Origin of the sequence: Methylobacter sp. BlB1, assembly GCF_015476545.1 — a bacterium.
Taxonomy (GTDB): domain Bacteria; phylum Pseudomonadota; class Gammaproteobacteria; order Methylococcales; family Methylomonadaceae; genus Methylobacter.
Genome location: NZ_JADMKV010000085.1, coordinates 1 through 15,470 on the forward strand (window position 1 = coordinate 1; position 15,470 = coordinate 15,470).

General features: G+C 51.1%; 14 protein-coding genes. 3 read left to right on the plus strand and 11 right to left on the minus strand.

Translation table 11 applies throughout. The features are described 5' to 3' along the window. Positions 1–85: 85 nt before the first annotated feature. From rlmN to IT781_RS20005, 4 genes are all read right to left on the minus strand, one after another. Positions 86–1,126, minus strand: a complete 1,041-nt coding sequence (gene rlmN, locus IT781_RS19990; RefSeq protein ID WP_194971940.1) for a 23S rRNA (adenine(2503)-C(2))-methyltransferase RlmN — start codon at positions 1,124–1,126, stop codon at positions 86–88. Positions 1,127–1,341: 215 nt separating this feature from the next. After that, entirely contained in the window at positions 1,342–1,875 is a 534-nt protein-coding gene (locus tag IT781_RS19995) for a hypothetical protein (RefSeq protein ID WP_194971941.1), read from the minus strand. 5 nt (positions 1,876–1,880) lie between these two features. Then, positions 1,881–2,405 (minus strand): hypothetical protein, encoded by a 525-nt coding sequence (locus IT781_RS20000; protein WP_194971942.1) that lies wholly within the window; start codon positions 2,403–2,405, stop codon positions 1,881–1,883. A gap of 24 nt (positions 2,406–2,429) precedes the next feature. After that, positions 2,430–2,864, minus strand: coding sequence for a gamma-glutamylcyclotransferase (locus IT781_RS20005; protein WP_194971943.1), 435 nt, complete (start codon positions 2,862–2,864; stop codon positions 2,430–2,432). Positions 2,865–3,519: 655 nt separating this feature from the next. Here IT781_RS20005 and IT781_RS20010 point away from each other — a divergent pair. Continuing rightward, complete coding sequence (locus IT781_RS20010; RefSeq protein ID WP_194971944.1) at positions 3,520–4,833, plus strand: YihY/virulence factor BrkB family protein; 1,314 nt, start codon at positions 3,520–3,522, stop codon at positions 4,831–4,833. A 121-nt stretch (positions 4,834–4,954) separates the two neighbouring features. On the opposite strand, the gene IT781_RS20015 is transcribed toward IT781_RS20010, so the two are convergent. The 4 genes from IT781_RS20015 to IT781_RS20030 are packed head-to-tail and all read right to left on the minus strand — an operon-like array spanning position 4,955 to position 8,125. Beyond that, entirely contained in the window at positions 4,955–5,635 is a 681-nt protein-coding gene (locus IT781_RS20015; RefSeq protein WP_194971945.1) for a (5-formylfuran-3-yl)methyl phosphate synthase, read from the minus strand. Continuing rightward, the gene (locus tag IT781_RS20020; RefSeq protein ID WP_194971946.1) at positions 5,632–6,204 is read right to left on the minus strand and encodes a DUF447 domain-containing protein; all 573 of its coding nucleotides are present in this window, start codon (positions 6,202–6,204) and stop codon (positions 5,632–5,634) included. The genes IT781_RS20015 and IT781_RS20020 overlap by 4 nt, the downstream gene beginning before the upstream one ends. Further along, positions 6,204–7,592 (minus strand): DUF6513 domain-containing protein, encoded by a 1,389-nt coding sequence (locus IT781_RS20025; RefSeq protein WP_194971947.1) that lies wholly within the window; start codon positions 7,590–7,592, stop codon positions 6,204–6,206. Before IT781_RS20025 ends, IT781_RS20020 begins: the two co-directional genes overlap by 1 nt. Continuing rightward, on the minus strand, positions 7,589–8,125 hold the full coding sequence (locus IT781_RS20030; RefSeq protein ID WP_194971948.1) for a flavoprotein: 537 nt from the start codon (positions 8,123–8,125) through the stop codon (positions 7,589–7,591). The genes IT781_RS20025 and IT781_RS20030 overlap by 4 nt, the downstream gene beginning before the upstream one ends. 86 nt (positions 8,126–8,211) lie before the next feature. On the opposite strand from IT781_RS20030, the gene folP reads away from it, so the two are divergent. Then, positions 8,212–9,042 carry a dihydropteroate synthase gene (folP, locus tag IT781_RS20035; protein WP_194971949.1) on the plus strand — a complete coding sequence of 277 codons (831 nt, stop codon included), beginning with the start codon at positions 8,212–8,214 and terminating at the stop codon, positions 9,040–9,042. A 520-nt stretch (positions 9,043–9,562) separates the two neighbouring features. Further along, complete coding sequence (locus tag IT781_RS20040; protein WP_194971950.1) at positions 9,563–10,324, plus strand: methyltransferase domain-containing protein; 762 nt, start codon at positions 9,563–9,565, stop codon at positions 10,322–10,324. A 2-nt stretch (positions 10,325–10,326) separates the two neighbouring features. Here the strand turns inward: IT781_RS20040 and IT781_RS20045 are convergent, their stop codons facing one another. Genes IT781_RS20045 through IT781_RS20055 form a run of 3 tightly spaced genes read right to left on the minus strand, consistent with a single transcriptional unit; the run spans position 10,327 to position 14,827 of the window. Further along, on the minus strand, positions 10,327–13,443 hold the full coding sequence (locus tag IT781_RS20045) for an efflux RND transporter permease subunit (RefSeq protein ID WP_194971951.1): 3,117 nt from the start codon (positions 13,441–13,443) through the stop codon (positions 10,327–10,329). After that, entirely contained in the window at positions 13,440–14,615 is a 1,176-nt protein-coding gene (locus tag IT781_RS20050) for an efflux RND transporter periplasmic adaptor subunit (RefSeq protein ID WP_194971952.1), read from the minus strand. Before IT781_RS20050 ends, IT781_RS20045 begins: the two co-directional genes overlap by 4 nt. Then, the gene (locus IT781_RS20055; RefSeq protein ID WP_228779304.1) at positions 14,609–14,827 is read right to left on the minus strand and encodes a hypothetical protein; all 219 of its coding nucleotides are present in this window, start codon (positions 14,825–14,827) and stop codon (positions 14,609–14,611) included. The genes IT781_RS20050 and IT781_RS20055 overlap by 7 nt, the downstream gene beginning before the upstream one ends. Positions 14,828–15,470: the final 643 nt, after the last annotated feature.

The following is a 15,470-nucleotide window of genomic DNA, read 5'->3' on the forward strand; positions in this document are numbered from 1 at the left end:
GTTGCGATCGAAGAGAAAAAGCTTGCAAAACGGAGGAGTCCATATATGCGGTGAGATACGAACCGCATCGTTCGCGATCCGTATCCTACTGATTATTGGAATTGAGTTGCCCGCATGCTGCTAATACGTCATCACCTTTAGCACCTCTTATTAAAGTCGGGATCTTAAAAGCATCCAAAACTTCCTTAAACTTTTCAACCTTATCCAAATCTGGACGCGTGTAACGTGATCCCGGGAATGAATTAAAAGGAATCAGGTTTATATAAGCGCTTTTGCCGGCCAGCATCATCCCCAGTTTTTCAGCATCATCCGGAGCGTCATTAAAATCCTTTATCAGAATATATTCATAAGTAATAAATTGCTTTTTATTTAAAGGTATCTTGTCAATATAGGCCAACACCTCATCCAGCGGATATTTTTTGTTAATGGGTATAAGTTCATTTCTCTTTTCTTCAAACGGTGAATGAAGGGATAGCGCAAGGTTCACGCCAGGCACTTCCTGGCTCCATCTTTTAAGCCCAGGAATATAACCAGCCGTTGAGACAGTAATTTTTTGAACGCCAATTGAAGTTCCGTGTTGAGATAAAAAAATTTCACACGCTTTTTTAACGGCATCAAAATTATGTAAAGGCTCGCCTTGTCCCATAAAAACAATATTTAAAATCCTCTCTTCTCCAGGCCTGTTTGTTGCCAACCAGCGCCAAGCCTTTAGAAATTGCCCAACAATTTCACTCGTAGTCAAATTTCTTTTAAGCCCTTGCTCTCCGGTAAAACAAAAAGAACAATTCATTGCGCAGCCGACCTGCGATGAGAGGCAAATAGAATATTTATTGTTAAACGGGATAAGGACGGTTTCAACCTTATGATTGTCTTGAAGCCTAAAAAGAAATTTTACTGATCGATCTCTTTGTGACTCATAAACGGTATCGATTTCGGGTAGAGAGAAATCAAAATTTTGTTCAAAAAAGGCCAACGAGGATTTAGAAATTTTATTATGGCACTGAGTGTTTTCTTTTTTCTTGTAATACCAGTTAAAAAGAACTGTCGCCACTGAGGGGTTTAAGTTATTTTGATTTACAACCGCCTCTAAATCAGAATAATTTAGATCATAAAAAGACTGTTTCAAAAGTTTCTCCAGGCAATATCAGCCTTTTGCCGATATCGATTAGCTTTAATGTAGGGCGAGTCAAATTTTGTTCCAACCCGGCTTAATTTCCATGCAACAATCATCCCTCGGGCAGTCAGGGCTTAGATAATCAGTTTATTGGTGACGGCACATCAAGTTCGGGGTTTTACACTTTATGGATGCATATACAGACCGTCAGGTGAGCCTGTAAGTATTCACTGCTCCTGAATCAAACTTAAGGTTTTCTCAGGCAGTCTATCGACCGTCTTTCCCTCCAGATGCAATCGGGCATCTTCATGCACGGTGGTCATGAACTTGATCAGGCGCATTTCGTGTTGCATTTTTTCTTCAAAATCCTCGGCTTCCCACATCTGGTTGAGCAGGTATTTCGCGTGATGATGGATCGTGAAGGCGACCGCCTCGGGCAGATGCGCGTAACTCGTCCGGATTGAAGATTTAAGCTGATCAAGTGAATCCAGATACTGTTTGTAATCCTTGGTGTCCTGTTGGCACTTAGTTTTCAGCATGGCCAGTTCGGCATCATGCCGGGTTCTGAGCAAAGCGATGTCATGCTCCAGCTGCACGTTGCGCTTTTTCAAGTCGGCTTCCAGCGTTTTCTCGGCCAGCACTTGGGCGTGCCTGAGTTTGGCTTGCTGTTCCTGATTGGCACTCTGCCAGTCGAGGTTTTCTTTTTTTACCGTATGAAAAAGATTGACGAGGTTAAGTACCCAGTTTTTTAAAACAGACATAAGCGTTAGACGAGAGTGGCGATTTTTTGCTGAAGTTTTAACAGGGCTTCAATATCCTGCCGTTTGCGATAGCGGATATTGTCCTGCCGCAATTGCTTGAAAGTGGTTTTCGGCAATTCTTTTTTGATAGACAGCAGATCTTTATGAATGGATTTCGATAAAGACCGGATATGCTTGCGGTTGTTTGCCTTTAACAGGCGCTTCCTGCGCATTTCACTCAGGTATTTTACTTTTAACGTTCTGAAATGAAACAGCTGCCTAACGTGCTCCTGCCGGGTTTGAACGAACATCAGCCGGCGCTGCTGGCGCTCTCCAGCCGAAAAGTATTTGAGCGCGGCGCGTATGACTAATTTAGGTATGGCCAGCAATGCGGCCATGACCAGGATGAGCAGCGCGCTCAACAACATGGCTGATCCAAATCTGGCAATCAACTCAGGCAGACCGGGAATTTTCAGCCACAGCAACACTTCCGCCAGCACCAGGACTGGCAGCGAGAGCAGGAACAGTAAAAAGGAAACTCTGATAATCAAGCAGGCAACCGTAACAGACGTATTTTAAACGGCATTGTATCGGACTTTGCCGAAGCCGCGCACATGGCTGATGTAGTCCCCCGAATGGATGCGGGCCAGCCCGGCGACTGCGCGATTGTAAATATAGATCCATGCCTTGCTGACATCGCCGCTGTTTGTTGCTATATCCACCTGCTTTCTGACATATTCATGCGGCTTCGGATACTTTGCCGAACACTGCTCATAGTCGTCCAGCAGCCGAAAAAGCTCATCTTTGTTGATGATGCGGTAGAGTTCTCCCCGCACCCGGCTGCGGCAATGGGGCGGCGCAATAACGCCGGGGTAATCATCGACTTGATAAAGATGGCCGTATATGCTGCCCTGGCCGTGGAATCGGCAATGTTGTTTCATCAAATCATGCACGGGCAATGCAAATTCCTGCCTTAAAGTGCCATAAACAAATAAAAACTCATCAGGCATGATTAAAAAGGCACGCTTCTGGAAACCATGTTATAGAATACCTTGGCAATACGATCATCAAAAACAAAGTCTTCGGCGCGGCCCGTTTGTTGAAATAATCTGTCTTTTTCAGCCATGTGCCCGGTTTATTACCTAATGTCATTTAGTCACTCATCAGCTGGCGAGCGCCAGTCAAACGGATCATTATTCATCATGAATTCAATACATGCGAAGGCTTAGCGATGCATTATTGCCAAGCAATGTACTTAACCCTCGTATTTTACGCTAAATGGCATTATACATTGTAGCTTCTGTTGGCGGGCGGATTGACTTACAATCCTTTTAATTCATCGACTTCTATTTCAATCGGGTGCTTTCATGAGCGGTCGTCATTTGGCTACGAGGATCAAATGCGTTTTCACATTGCTGCTATTGATGATACTGGATATTGGCCCAGTTCCGATTACCGCGACTATAGGTCTGTTTATCGTGCTGTTTAGGCCCCGATGGTTTAAGAATCTGGTTGATACAATCTATAGCGGTAAGGATACGGATTGATTATGGCTGTAGCGCGCCGCTGCACGGCTTATTTTGAATTAGCGGCATTTCGAGCAGTCATAGCGCTTGAAAAACATCGATATCGATTCAACGAAATTCGACAGCCACAGGTCAGCTCATGAATCTCAATATCATCGATTATTTCAAAGAAGACATCTGGGTTCGGCGCGAACAGCGGCTCTCGCCATTCAAGGCGAAAGTGCTGAAATTCACAAAAGTCATTCTCTTATCCTATGAAGGATTCAATCGCGATCTGGGACCTTTGAGAGCATCCGCCTTGACGCTTTATTCGCTATTGGCGATAGTGCCGGTTTTCGCCCTGTTGTTTGGCATCGCCAAGGGCTTCGGCTATGAAAAAACAGTGAAAGAACAACTGCTCGAGCAGATGCCCAGCCATGATACGCTGGCACTGAAGCTGATCGATTTTGCGGAAAATCTGCTGGCCAGTACGCAAGGCGAAGTGGTGGCCGGTATCGGTATCATTGTTTTGTTCTGGACTGTGATCAAATTGATCGGCCATATCGAGAGATCCTTTAACCGTATCTGGAAAATGGACAAAGACAGGGCGTTAGGGCGTAAGTTAACCGACTATCTGTCAATCATGTTGCTGGCTCCCATCTTGCTGGTCATTTCCAGCGGTATTACCGTATTTCTGAAAACACAGATAACCTGGCTGGTAGACGCCATCAACCTGCCGGAGATGGGTACATGGGCGGTGCTCAGGCTATTGGGGTTATTGCCGGTCGTTATTCTGTCCGCGCTCTTCGCTTTTACCTTCATTTTTATGCCTAACCTCAAAGTGGATTACAAGGCGGGCATCATTGCCGGCGTGGTTACCGGCGTTGTCTATCAATTGACGCAATGGGGCTATCTGACCCTGCAAATCGGCGTGTCCAGCTATAACGCCATTTACGGCAGTTTCGCCGCCTTGCCCTTGTTCATCATCTGGCTGCAGATCGGCTGGATGATCGTCCTGTTCGGCTGCGAGATCAGTTTTTATTTGCAGAACTATGAGGATTACCAAGGCAAGAACAAAGTCGAGGATTTAAGTATTTTTCTGAAAAAGGTTATCGCGTTGAAAGCGGCGCATTTGATCATCAAGAATTTCGTGGCACAGCAAGATCCCTTGAGCGCACTTGAAATAGCATCCCGGCTGGCTCTTCCAGCCTATGTTATCCATGGCGCTTTAGCGGAACTGATGGCCTGCCAAATTGTTGTCCAGGTTAAAACCGAGGATGATGCCGATGAGGTTTATCTGCCTGCCGTCGATGTCAATCAAGTGACGGTAGCCTATGTCATCAATGCGCTGGAGCGGCGGGGGCAGAATCATTTGCCGGATATCGGGGAGGATGAGCAGTTTATGAATGTCGTCAATGAATTCAGGCAGTGTATTGAAAATGCCGAGCAAAATCGCTTATTGAAAGACATCTAATTGTCCAGGATCCGGTCCACGCCCATAATTGAACACTCTGAGAGCATTGACGAACGCGGCCTCAACGATATAAAACAAACCGTTGACCATCCTGATCAGAATTTTGGTTGTGATGGTGGTTTTAGGCAGCATCGGCAATAGCCTGCCTGATCTGTACAATCGCCTCTGTATCCAGTTGCGCGATGCGGTTATGCTGCTGGCACAATGCGCCTCTAAAACCCAAGTAATCGGCTTTGTAGGGCATTAAGCCGGGGATATCCGCCAGCCTGAGGGAACCTGCCAGTCCGCACAGCAATTGGCAGGCTTTAGTTTGTTCCACAAACTGCCCGATAGTCGTTTCGTCCATGACTTGCATCAAGGAGCCTTTTTGCTTGTCCATAGTATCGAGCATGGCGCCTTTGAAGCCGGCGTCTTTGAGATAGGCAATAATGGATAGGTCAGGCTGCGCGTCGGCGAACAATACTGCAATCAAGGCATGCTGTCCGGTCAATGCCGATAATTTATCTACGGTTCCCAGCCAATCGCCGCCGGGGAAAAAGCCGATCTTTATGTAATCGACGCCCGTTTTGGCCATCGCTTTGACGGCCTCAAAAATGATCTCCGGCTGCATGGGCAAATCGCCGACCGTCGCGCTGACGGGGCGGCGCCTGTCTATGGCGGCCACGATTTGCCTGACGAGTCCCGTTTCCAAAGCGCCCAGGGCGCCTTGCTCAGGCTGCTTCAGGTCAATGATGTCGGCCTGTAAGTTCAGTACCAGTGCGGCTTCGTCCAGGCTGTTGACGCTGGCAAGCATTCCGGTCATGCATTCTTCTCCTTTTTATGCGCGTCGATAACGGTCATCAACCAGCTCCAGGCTTCCAGTTCCCGGTCGCCGGCGGTTTTCTCGAGGCCAATGCGCAGATAGTCGATTTCGGATTCAATTTTTTCCAACGGGAGCCTATGCAGGCGGCTGATCAGGATCGCGGCCTCCAATACCGAGAACTGGGCGCGGTTGAAGCCCTGAAACGGTGCATGATTAACGCTATGAATAACTTTGCAGAACAGTTTCGGCCTGACCGGGTCTTCTTCCACGCGCACTAGTTCGACTTCGGCATGGGCCAGGGCCGCCGCCAGCGCCTGGCCGTTGATTTTCTCGGCCGGCTTCAATGGCCAGTCGCGCCGTCCGGTCAGGCAGCCGGCAAAAATGCGCACGTCATCGCAGTAGTTGATCACGGCGGTCCGGCTGCTCAGCAGGTTGTCGAGTGTCGTCGAAGGCCGGAACGGCAGGATGATCAATTCATCGGCCGACGGGCCTGCAACATGGATGCCCATGGGCGCGATGTGCGCTGTCCCTGAGCTGTTTACGGTAGTGATTATGGTTTCTTGGATCATTATTTTTTTTGCAAGGTAGTGCCTGCCGGCTTGAAGGTGTGCAGGTCAACGGTAGGTTCTGTCGTGTTGGCGGCGCAGCCCCAGGTCAATGGCTGGTCCTGACTGAAGCGCTTGCCGAGCTGCCAGGCGATTTCGGCGCGCGCCAGCTCTACGCCTAAATAAAAGGCATGGCCGCCGTCGTTTTCAACCTGCAGTTTGGGATACAGATCGAAAGGATCGGTGGCGCTGTGAAAGCCGTCGCGGTTGAAAACATGCAGGCCTTCGGCACTGATCTGGATGCGGAAGCTGGGGTCGCGGATTTGCGCGGCGATTTCCTTGATTTCTTCCAGTTGATACGGGAACGGCGATATCTCGTGCAGGGCCATTAAGCCCGGATCGATATGCTTGGGCAACATGTTGTGCTCCTTGGCTGCAAACATGATGCGGCGCGCCAGATCCGCTTCCTTGACGGCGCGGCAGGCATGCTTGCTGACTTCGGTAGCCAGAATGCTGTTGATATTGAGTTCCGAGCAAATGCCCAGCAGCAGGGCATTCATGCCTAGGGTGTCGGCATGCGTCAGTTCGGTGATATTGCCGACGCCGAGCATCATCTCGATGTCGGGATATTTCTTTCTGACTTCATGATAGCGCGCGATCGAGGCCGTAAAGCCGAAGTGGATTGGGTCCAGAATCGGGTCGACGATAAAGGCCCGGTTTTTGGCCTGCATGCCTTGAATGGCCCGGTCCAGAGAAGCCAGATCTTCATGTTTTTTGGGGATCAGAATCGGTGTTGACTCTACTTCATCGGCGATCCAGAGACTGCTTTCGTGCAGGCTGAGCAAGTAGTCCGCGCCGGCCTTGCCGCCTCTGAGCAGATCGTCTTCCTCGAGCGAGTCGATGCTGACCGTGAAGCCTTCCTGTTTCAACGTGCCGATGATGTCTTCCATATGTGGAAAGTCGGTGCTCGGCAGACAGCCTATGTCGATCACATCGGCGCCGTTCTGCTTATAGTAATAAGCGCGTCTGATAACTTCTTCAACGGTGATGTTTGGCGCATCGGTGATTTCGGCGAAGATTTTGACGCTGTAGCGGCCTAAATCGATCTTGTGCGCCGCCTGGCCGAAAAACTGCGGCAAATCCTTTAATTCTTCCGGCCCGCGTTCCACCGGAATGCCCAAATCCTTCGATAACGCTTCCAGATCGCCGCGGCAGCGTCCCGGCACGAGAATGCGGTCGGCGCCGAAGGTATCGGTCAGACGTCGGGCGATCATGTCGGCGGTCATTAGAGCGGCGACTTTAAGGCCCAGTTCGTGCACCGTATAGGTAAATTCCGGCTGCATTTTTTCGAGGATCGCATGCAGCTGTTTTTCCGCCAGCCTGCCGGTCAAAAAGAGTATATGTTCGCTCATTTTAGGGCCTTAAGCCGTTCATTCACTTTGATGATCAGTTCGTCGACACTTTCAACGACCGTCGTGTATTCGAATGTGCGCAGTTTTCCGGTCGCTTCCAGATCGATCCGGCGCGGATAAACCATGACTTTTCCGCCCGGCGCCGTCGTTTCCATTTCCGGCGCGGTATCACAAGGATAGACAATGCTGGGCACTCTGCATTTCCCGGCCTGCGCATATAAATTGGTCGCGAGCGAATCGGCGATGCCCAGCACGCACTTGGCGACCGTATTGGACGTGGCCGGTGCCATCACGAAGGTATGGTAATGGCCCTTGTAGAAATGCCCGACCGGCGGCGCCGAGGCGGCTTTATCGCGATAGACCGGCATTTTCGCGCGGATATCGCTCAGATCGATGCTGTACATTTTTAACACTTCCTCGCCGGCCTGGCTGATATACAAGTCGACATCATCCAGGGTCAGCAGGAAGTTCAGGCATTCTTCTATGTAATGGCCGGAGCCGGTGATAGCCCAGGCTAAACGTGGTTTAATCATTACTCGGAGTCGGAAGATTTCGTATAATTAATGGTTTTTCTATTATACCTGAATAAATACACTGCAATACGCACAGGAGCTTAAGCATGTTCGGCCATATCGATAAACCGCTGATTATGGGGATTTTGAATGTCACGCCGGACAGTTTCTCCGATGGCGGCCAGTATTCGGATGTCGATGCCGCTGTCCGTCAGGCCCGGCGCATGCTGGACGAAGGTGCCGACATCATCGACATAGGCGGCGAATCGACCCGGCCAGGGTCGGAGCCTGTTGCTGCCGATGAACAGATACAGCGCGTGGTACCGGTGGTTGAAGCGATCAGGCAGCAGGTGTCGGCCGATATTCCGATCAGCATCGATACGACGTTGAGCGCTGTCGCCAAAGCGGCGCTCGAGGCCGGCGCCGACATCATCAACGATATTTCGGCCGGCCGCGATGACGAGGCCATACTGGCGCTGACTGCCGAAACCGATGCGCCGATCATCCTGATGCACAGCCAAGGCAGCCCGAAAACCATGCAGGACAATCCCTATTACGATGATGTTGTGCAGGAAGTGCTGGTGGCACTGCATCAGCAGATTGATGCGGCATTAAAGGTCGGCATTAAAAAAGAGCGGATAGCCATTGATCCGGGTATCGGATTCGGCAAGCGCAGACAGGACAATATCGATCTGCTGGCGCATCTTGACGCGTTCGTGGCCACAGGTTATCCGGTGCTGCTGGGTACCAGTCGCAAGCGTTTCATGGGCGCTATCTGCGCCGTATCGGAACCGTCTGAATTGGTGACTGCCACCGCCGTGACCACGGCTTTAGGCATTATGGCGGGCGTGCAGATGTTCCGTGTGCATGATGTCAGAGAAAACCGTCAGGCGGCGGATGTGGCATGGTCGATCAAGCAGAGCAGGCAGGGGTTGTAATTTGCAATGGACTTAAATTAAGAATTGACACTTTGCGCTGTCTCTGCATGAACAGAGAGTCAACAACGATTGTTGGTTTTTCAACAAACTACAATTGCTCGATAACCTGAAAGCATTGATAGAGCTGAAGATATAAGTTGGCAAGATTATTGCTTTAACAATAATTAAGTCACGTCATGATGCGTTACTGGTGCAGGGAGCTGTTCGTAAGCAGAGGTTGTTTCCAGGCTGAATGGTAAACGGGTGTTTTCAAAATTACGAAAAGTGCTCATCATGGAAAAACGTGACTTTGGCTTTAGGTGCATGGAGAACTATCGCTAGACCTATCTGTAATAGAGTATACCTTCCTGGTGAAGAACAAGCGGGTCCTTGTTTGTTCAACTTTTTACCTGCCTTCGGGCAGGTTTTTTTATCTTGAATCTACATCAGTTATAATAATCTAATCGATTTACAGGGCGGCAAGCCCGACAGTACGCATGATGTACTGTTTTCTGACAATTCCTTCTGAATTACTCACTGAATGCAACCACAAGACCGAAATTTTGACTCCCTAATAGAAAGATTTGAGCAAAGGATCTATGGCACGCGCAAGGGCGACTGGCGGCTTAAGCTGGTCAAGGAAGATCTTGACAGCTTTTACCGGAATGAGCCATTGACAGTATGGGACGCCGGCTGCGGATTTGCTCAAATTGGTCTGTGGCTTGCAGGGCAGGGGCATCAACTGACATTGTGCGATTTGTCGGAAAAAATGCTGGCACGGGCGCAGCAGCAGTTTTCCGAGGCCGGCTTGTCGGCGCAGTTTCATCATGCTGCCGCGCAGGAACTGGCGCAGCAATTGCCCCAATTTGATCTGGTGCTGTTTCATGCCGTGCTGGAATGGCTGGCCGATCCCATGCCGTCTCTGCAGACAATAGCGGATCGGGTCAAGCCGGGCGGTTCATTATCGCTGCTGTTTTATAACCGCAATGCCATGATTTATACCAATGTCCTGAAGGGGGAATGGCGCCTGAAGCGCCTGCTCGACGGCTCTTATTTGGCCAAAGGCAAGAATTTGACGCCGCCCAATCCGCAGTATCCTCATGAGGTTATCGAACAGCTTCAGCAATGGGGCTTTACCGTAACGGCCCATACCGGCATTCGGGTGTTTCATGATTACATGACCAGAGCTATTCGCGAACAAAGTGATCTGGATGAAATATTCGAGTTGGAATACCGCCATTGCCGGATGCCCACCTATCGCGAGATGGGGCGTTATATTCATTTGGTTGCACGAAGGGACTGATTTTAAGGCGATATTTTAATTTTCCATGCCGCCAACTGCTGCGTAATGACATAAAGCACGGGCACGAACGGTATGGCCAGAAGCGTTGACGACAACATGCCGCCAAAAACCACCGTACCGATAGCCTGCTGGCTGGCCGCGCCCGCCCCCGAGGCGCCAAGTAAAGGCACGACGCCAAGAATAAAGGCGAACGAAGTCATGACGATGGGCCGAAACCGCCGGCGGGTGGCTTCCACCGCGGCTTCCGTTACGGACATCCCTTCGGCCTGCAGTTGCCGGGCGAATTCGACGATCAGGATGGCATTTTTGCAGGCCAGGCCGATCATCAGGACCAGCCCCACCTGCGTATAAATATTATTGTCGAATCCCCGCATTAACAGCGCCAGAAGTACCCCTACCAGGGCCATAGGCACGACCAGCACAACGGCCAGAGGACTGGTCCAGCTCTCGTATAGAGCAGCCAGGACCATGAATACCAGCGTGATCGAAAGGGCGTAAATAAAGTAGGCTTGATTGCCCACCTGTTTTTCCTGAAAGGATGTTGCCGTCCAATCGATGCTCATTCCTTTGGGCAGAATATTTTTGGTTAACTGTTCCATCAGGTTCAAGGCTTGGCCGGAGCTGAATCCCGGAGCCGCCGCACCGTATATTTGCGCGGAAGGGTAGAGGTTGTAGCGCATCACCAGTTCGGAACCCAGGGTCCGTTTGATGTCCAGCAGCGTGCCCAGCGGCACCATTTCGCCCTGCTCATTCCGGACATACAGGTTCTTGATGTCTTCCGGCCGCAAACGGAACGGCGCGTCAGCCTGAACATAAACCTGAAAGACCTGGTTGAATTTGTTAAACAAATTGACGAAGGAGGAGCCCAGGTAGGCTTGCAGCGTAGAAAACACATTATTCAGCGGAATATTCAGCGATTCCACTTTGGTTCTGTCAATATCCAGGAAAAGCTGCGGACTCGTGGCGCTGAAGGTGGAGGTCAAATGCTGCAGGCCCGATTGCGAATTACCCGCGCTGATGACTTCATTGACCGCCTTCTGCAACTCGCCGAGGCCAAGACCCTCGCGGTCTTCCACGATCATCTGGAACCCGCCTCCCTGGCCCAGGCCGCGGATAGGAGGCGGAATCAGCACAATGGACATCGCTTCCTCTATTGAAGCAAGTTCATGGCGTAAGTCGTCGATGATCTTGTCCTGGCTTAATTCGTTGCCGCGTTTGTCCCAATCCTCATAAACAATGAACGTCGTCAGCATATTAGGGACGTTCGCACCGTCGATTATGGACAAGCCGCCGATGGTGACCCAGGCTTCCAAGCCGCGCGTTTTACCGAAAATGCCATCCAGCGCCTTGCTGACGGCGGCCACCCGGGGCTGCGAAGAGGCTTCGGGAAGCTTGGTGATTACCATCGCGTAGCCCTGATCTTCGGTAGGCAGAAAACCTGTCGGATGAACGGCGAACCGCCAGGCGCTCACAGCAATGATCAGCACGAACAGCAGGAACATGAGAAAAGCGCGCTTCACCATCCAGGCAACTAATTGAACATAGGCGTGTTCGAGCCAGCCGTAAGCTTTGTTAAAGCCCCGTGAGAACCAATTGGCTTTCTTTTCCCGGACCGGGCGCAGCCAGAGCGCGCACTGGGCAGGCTTGAGCGTCAGGGCGTTGATTGCGCTGATGACGGAAGTGGAGGCAATGACCAGCGCAAACTGGCGAAACAGCTGCCCGGTAATCCCCGGAAGAAAAGCCGCCGGCAAAAATACGGCCGTCAGTACCAGAGTGATGCCCATGACTGCCCCGGTGATTTCCTGCATCGCCTTGACTGTTGCTTCTTTAGGCGCCATTCCCTGTTCGATGTGATACGAGGCATTCTCGACAATCACGATGGCGTCGTCGACCACGATGCCCACTGCCAGAATCAAGGCAAACAAAGTCATCAGATTGATGCCGAAACCGAGCATGAACATGGCGGCGAAGGCGCCAATGAGGGTGACTGGAACGGTTGTCGCAGGCACCAGCGTGGCTCGCCAGTTCTGCAGAAATACCACCACCACGATAAGCACCAGGATGCCGGCTTCGAATAGCGTCCTATAGACGTCATCGATCGCGCTGCGGACGAATTTCGTGGTGTCGTAATGAATGTCGTATTTCAGGCCCGGCGGAAAATCCTCGCTCATGACCGCCATGGCCTGCCGGATTTTGTCCGCGACATCCAGCGCGTTGGCGCCGGGCAAGGTAAACACCGGCATTAACGCCGCCTTGTGGCCGCTGGACTTGGAAAAATTGCTATAGCTTTGCCGGCTGAGCTCGACGCGCGCGACATCACGGACGCGCACGATATGCGCCGACTCAGCGCGCGCGCTCTTGATGACGATATGCTCGAACTGCGCCGCGTCCTCCAAACGGCCCAGCGCATTGACAGTGAATTGAAAGCCCAGGTTTGCAGACGCAGGAGGGGCGCCCAGTTGCCCGGCAGCGACTTGCAAGTTCTGGCGCTGGATGGCGTTGATCACGTCAAGCGCGGTCAAGCTGAAATAGTTGAGCTTTTCCGGATTCAGCCAGACCCGCATACTGTAAGGCCCCGCGCCCCGCACGGCGATCTGGCCCACGCCGGGCAAGCGGGCCAGCGGATTCTGCAGGTTGATGACGGCATAGTTGGAAAGAAACGTTTCATCAAACCGCTCGTCATCCGCATAAAGTGATACCACCAGCAAGATATCCGTAGACACTTTCTTTACTGTCACGCCTTGAGGCTGCACCGATGCGGGAAGCTGAGGCAGGGCGCTGTTAACTAGGTTCTGCACCAGCGTCATGGAGGTGTTCAGATCGGTTCCGACGTTGAAGGTGATCGTTAAGGTATAGCTCCCGTCGCTGGTGCTCGTAGAGGACATATAGAGCGAGTTTTCCACGCCATTGACAGCCTGTTCGATAGGTATGCCCACCGTGCTCGCGACCACTTCAGCGCTGGCGCCTGGATAGCGTGTAGTGACCTGAACGGTCGGCGGCACAATAGACGGATATTGCGCTACGGGTAGATTCATAAAGCAAATCAGGCCCAAAATGATGGTAATGATTGCGATAACGTTGGCAAAAATAGGCCGTTCAATGAAAAATTCAGAGATCATGGCGCAGAGGCCTTCGGCAGGGATCCGCTTGCATTGTTCTCGCCGCCGGCTAAAGGCTGTGGTACGGGATTGACCTTGTTGCCCGGAATGGCGTGAAGGAGCCCGTTCACAATCACCCGGTCCTGATCGCCGAGCCCTTCTTCGATTACCCGAAGGTCGCCCGCTGCAATGCCCAGTTTGACTGAGCGGCGTTCAACGACGTCATTATCGTTTACTGTCAACAGGTACGAGCCGAGTTGGTCATAGCCGACGGCTGTTTCCGGCACGAGCAACGCCATTTTTTCGGAGTTGACTACGAAGAGCCGCACGCGAGCGAACAACCCGGGCAAGATCGTATTATCGGCATTGGGATAAATGGCGCGTAATAACAGGGTGCCTGTTGTCGGCGTCACGGAAATGGCAGTGAAATCCAGATAACCAGTGTGAGGATAGCCTTTTTCGCCGGAGAGCGCGAGAAAGGCTGGAATCTTCATCTTTTCCGCTTCGTATGGCCCGATACGGGTCTTTTTGATAACTCTCAGCAAGTCCGTCTCGTTGATCGTGAAGTAGGCGTAGATAGGGGCTATCTGGTTAATCTGAGCCAATGGCGTAAATTCACCAGCGCCCACGAGGTTGCCCGGATCTTTGAGGCGACGGTCGATGCGCCCGGCAAAAGGCGCGGAAACTTGCGTGTAGCTCAGGTCCAGTTTTGCCAGATCCCGATTGGCTTCAGCGGCGGCCAGTGCGGCCCGGGCGTTATCACGCTGGAACTGCCAATTGGTCACATCGGTCTGAGCCGCCGCACGTTGCCGGACCAGCTCTGTGAACCGCTCCAATTCAGTCTGCGCGTGATTGAGGCTGGCTTTTTGCTGGAGCACCTGGGCCTCCGCCTGTTTTAGCTTGGCTTGATAAGTGTTCTGCTGGATCAGGAACAGCGGCTGGCCCTTTTTGACGCGATCGCCATCGTTGAAAAAAACCTTTTCCAGATATCCTTCCACGCGCGCCACAAGCTGCACTGTATTAAAAGCCTGGGTGTTGCCGGTAAGTTCCAGATAATCGCTGACCTGTTGATGAAAGGGGTGACTCACTGTGACTTGTGGAGGAGGTGGAGGCGCATAGACGTTCTTTTCTTCGCATCCCGAGATAAAAACCATCATCACTGACAGCCATCTTGCACTATTGCGCTTCAGCATGGCTCTTTACCTGGCATAGAGGCCGCCTTACTGGTGATCTGACCGTAATTGAAGATATTCCATTGCAATGCTGGGCCAAAGTTAGCGTTCCTGCTTTTCCAGAGAAACCTATCGCCCAGGCTGAATGTGCCGACATCGGTGGATGGCAAACCGAATGCGCCGGTGAGCGAGAGAGCGTGATGCAATTGCATTTTTATTGATAGGCTACGCATAGGTCCTCTTCTCTGTCTGCGACTTCCTGTTTCGATAATGAAGCCAGTGCACTGCGGTAACGCTTTAAATCAGTGGCGGCAGCGCGCCATTGATATTTATGGCATGACTTCATTAGCACAACCTTTCAGTCATGCGTAGCCGCATCAGCCAAGGCCCAATTGTGGTGTAGGCCAGAATTTGGGCAACTTTTCGTTCAAATCGATAGATAATTTAAGCCTGATAATGGTTTGCGTGTTTTCTGAAATTGAAGATAGACAGTAGCAAGGGTTGAGATAGATAGTCAATACGGAAAAAACATTGCAATACCCGTAATTTGATCAAGACAGACCTTGCTGCAAGAGTGAAGATCATGCCTTCCTTGTAAAGGCTCGGTGGGACTGGGAGTGACGCTTCCTTATCTTTCGATGCCGGCCTTTAAGACTTTTAAAATACGGCATCGTATTGGGGCGCAATCCTTGTGTTCTTGGCAATCATCTATTTTCTGCTCTTCGGTCTGATAATAAAGAATACTATGATTGCTTTGGTACATTCATAAAATTGAGCTTGAGTCTTGATAAATGTCATTTATCGTGTATAATGTTTGGATCAGTCGGGTGCTTAGCTCAGCTGGGAGAGCATCGCCCTTACAAGGCGAGGGTCGGG

Coding starts and splice junctions, on each gene's coding strand:
- IT781_RS19995 (WP_194971941.1), bottom strand. CDS start 1,875: ATGTCTGTTTTAAAAAACTGGGTACTTAACCTCGTCAATCTTTTTCAT.
- IT781_RS20005 (WP_194971943.1), bottom strand. CDS start 2,864: ATGCCTGATGAGTTTTTATTTGTTTATGGCACTTTAAGGCAGGAATTT.
- IT781_RS20010 (WP_194971944.1), top strand. CDS start 3,520: ATGAATCTCAATATCATCGATTATTTCAAAGAAGACATCTGGGTTCGG.
- IT781_RS20015 (WP_194971945.1), bottom strand. CDS start 5,635: ATGACCGGAATGCTTGCCAGCGTCAACAGCCTGGACGAAGCCGCACTG.
- IT781_RS20020 (WP_194971946.1), bottom strand. CDS start 6,204: ATGATCCAAGAAACCATAATCACTACCGTAAACAGCTCAGGGACAGCG.
- IT781_RS20025 (WP_194971947.1), bottom strand. CDS start 7,592: ATGAGCGAACATATACTCTTTTTGACCGGCAGGCTGGCGGAAAAACAG.
- IT781_RS20030 (WP_194971948.1), bottom strand. CDS start 8,125: ATGATTAAACCACGTTTAGCCTGGGCTATCACCGGCTCCGGCCATTAC.
- folP (WP_194971949.1), top strand. CDS start 8,212: ATGTTCGGCCATATCGATAAACCGCTGATTATGGGGATTTTGAATGTC.
- IT781_RS20040 (WP_194971950.1), top strand. CDS start 9,563: ATGCAACCACAAGACCGAAATTTTGACTCCCTAATAGAAAGATTTGAG.
- IT781_RS20045 (WP_194971951.1), bottom strand. CDS start 13,443: ATGATCTCTGAATTTTTCATTGAACGGCCTATTTTTGCCAACGTTATC.
- IT781_RS20050 (WP_194971952.1), bottom strand. CDS start 14,615: ATGCTGAAGCGCAATAGTGCAAGATGGCTGTCAGTGATGATGGTTTTT.
- IT781_RS20055 (WP_228779304.1), bottom strand. CDS start 14,827: ATGCGTAGCCTATCAATAAAAATGCAATTGCATCACGCTCTCTCGCTC.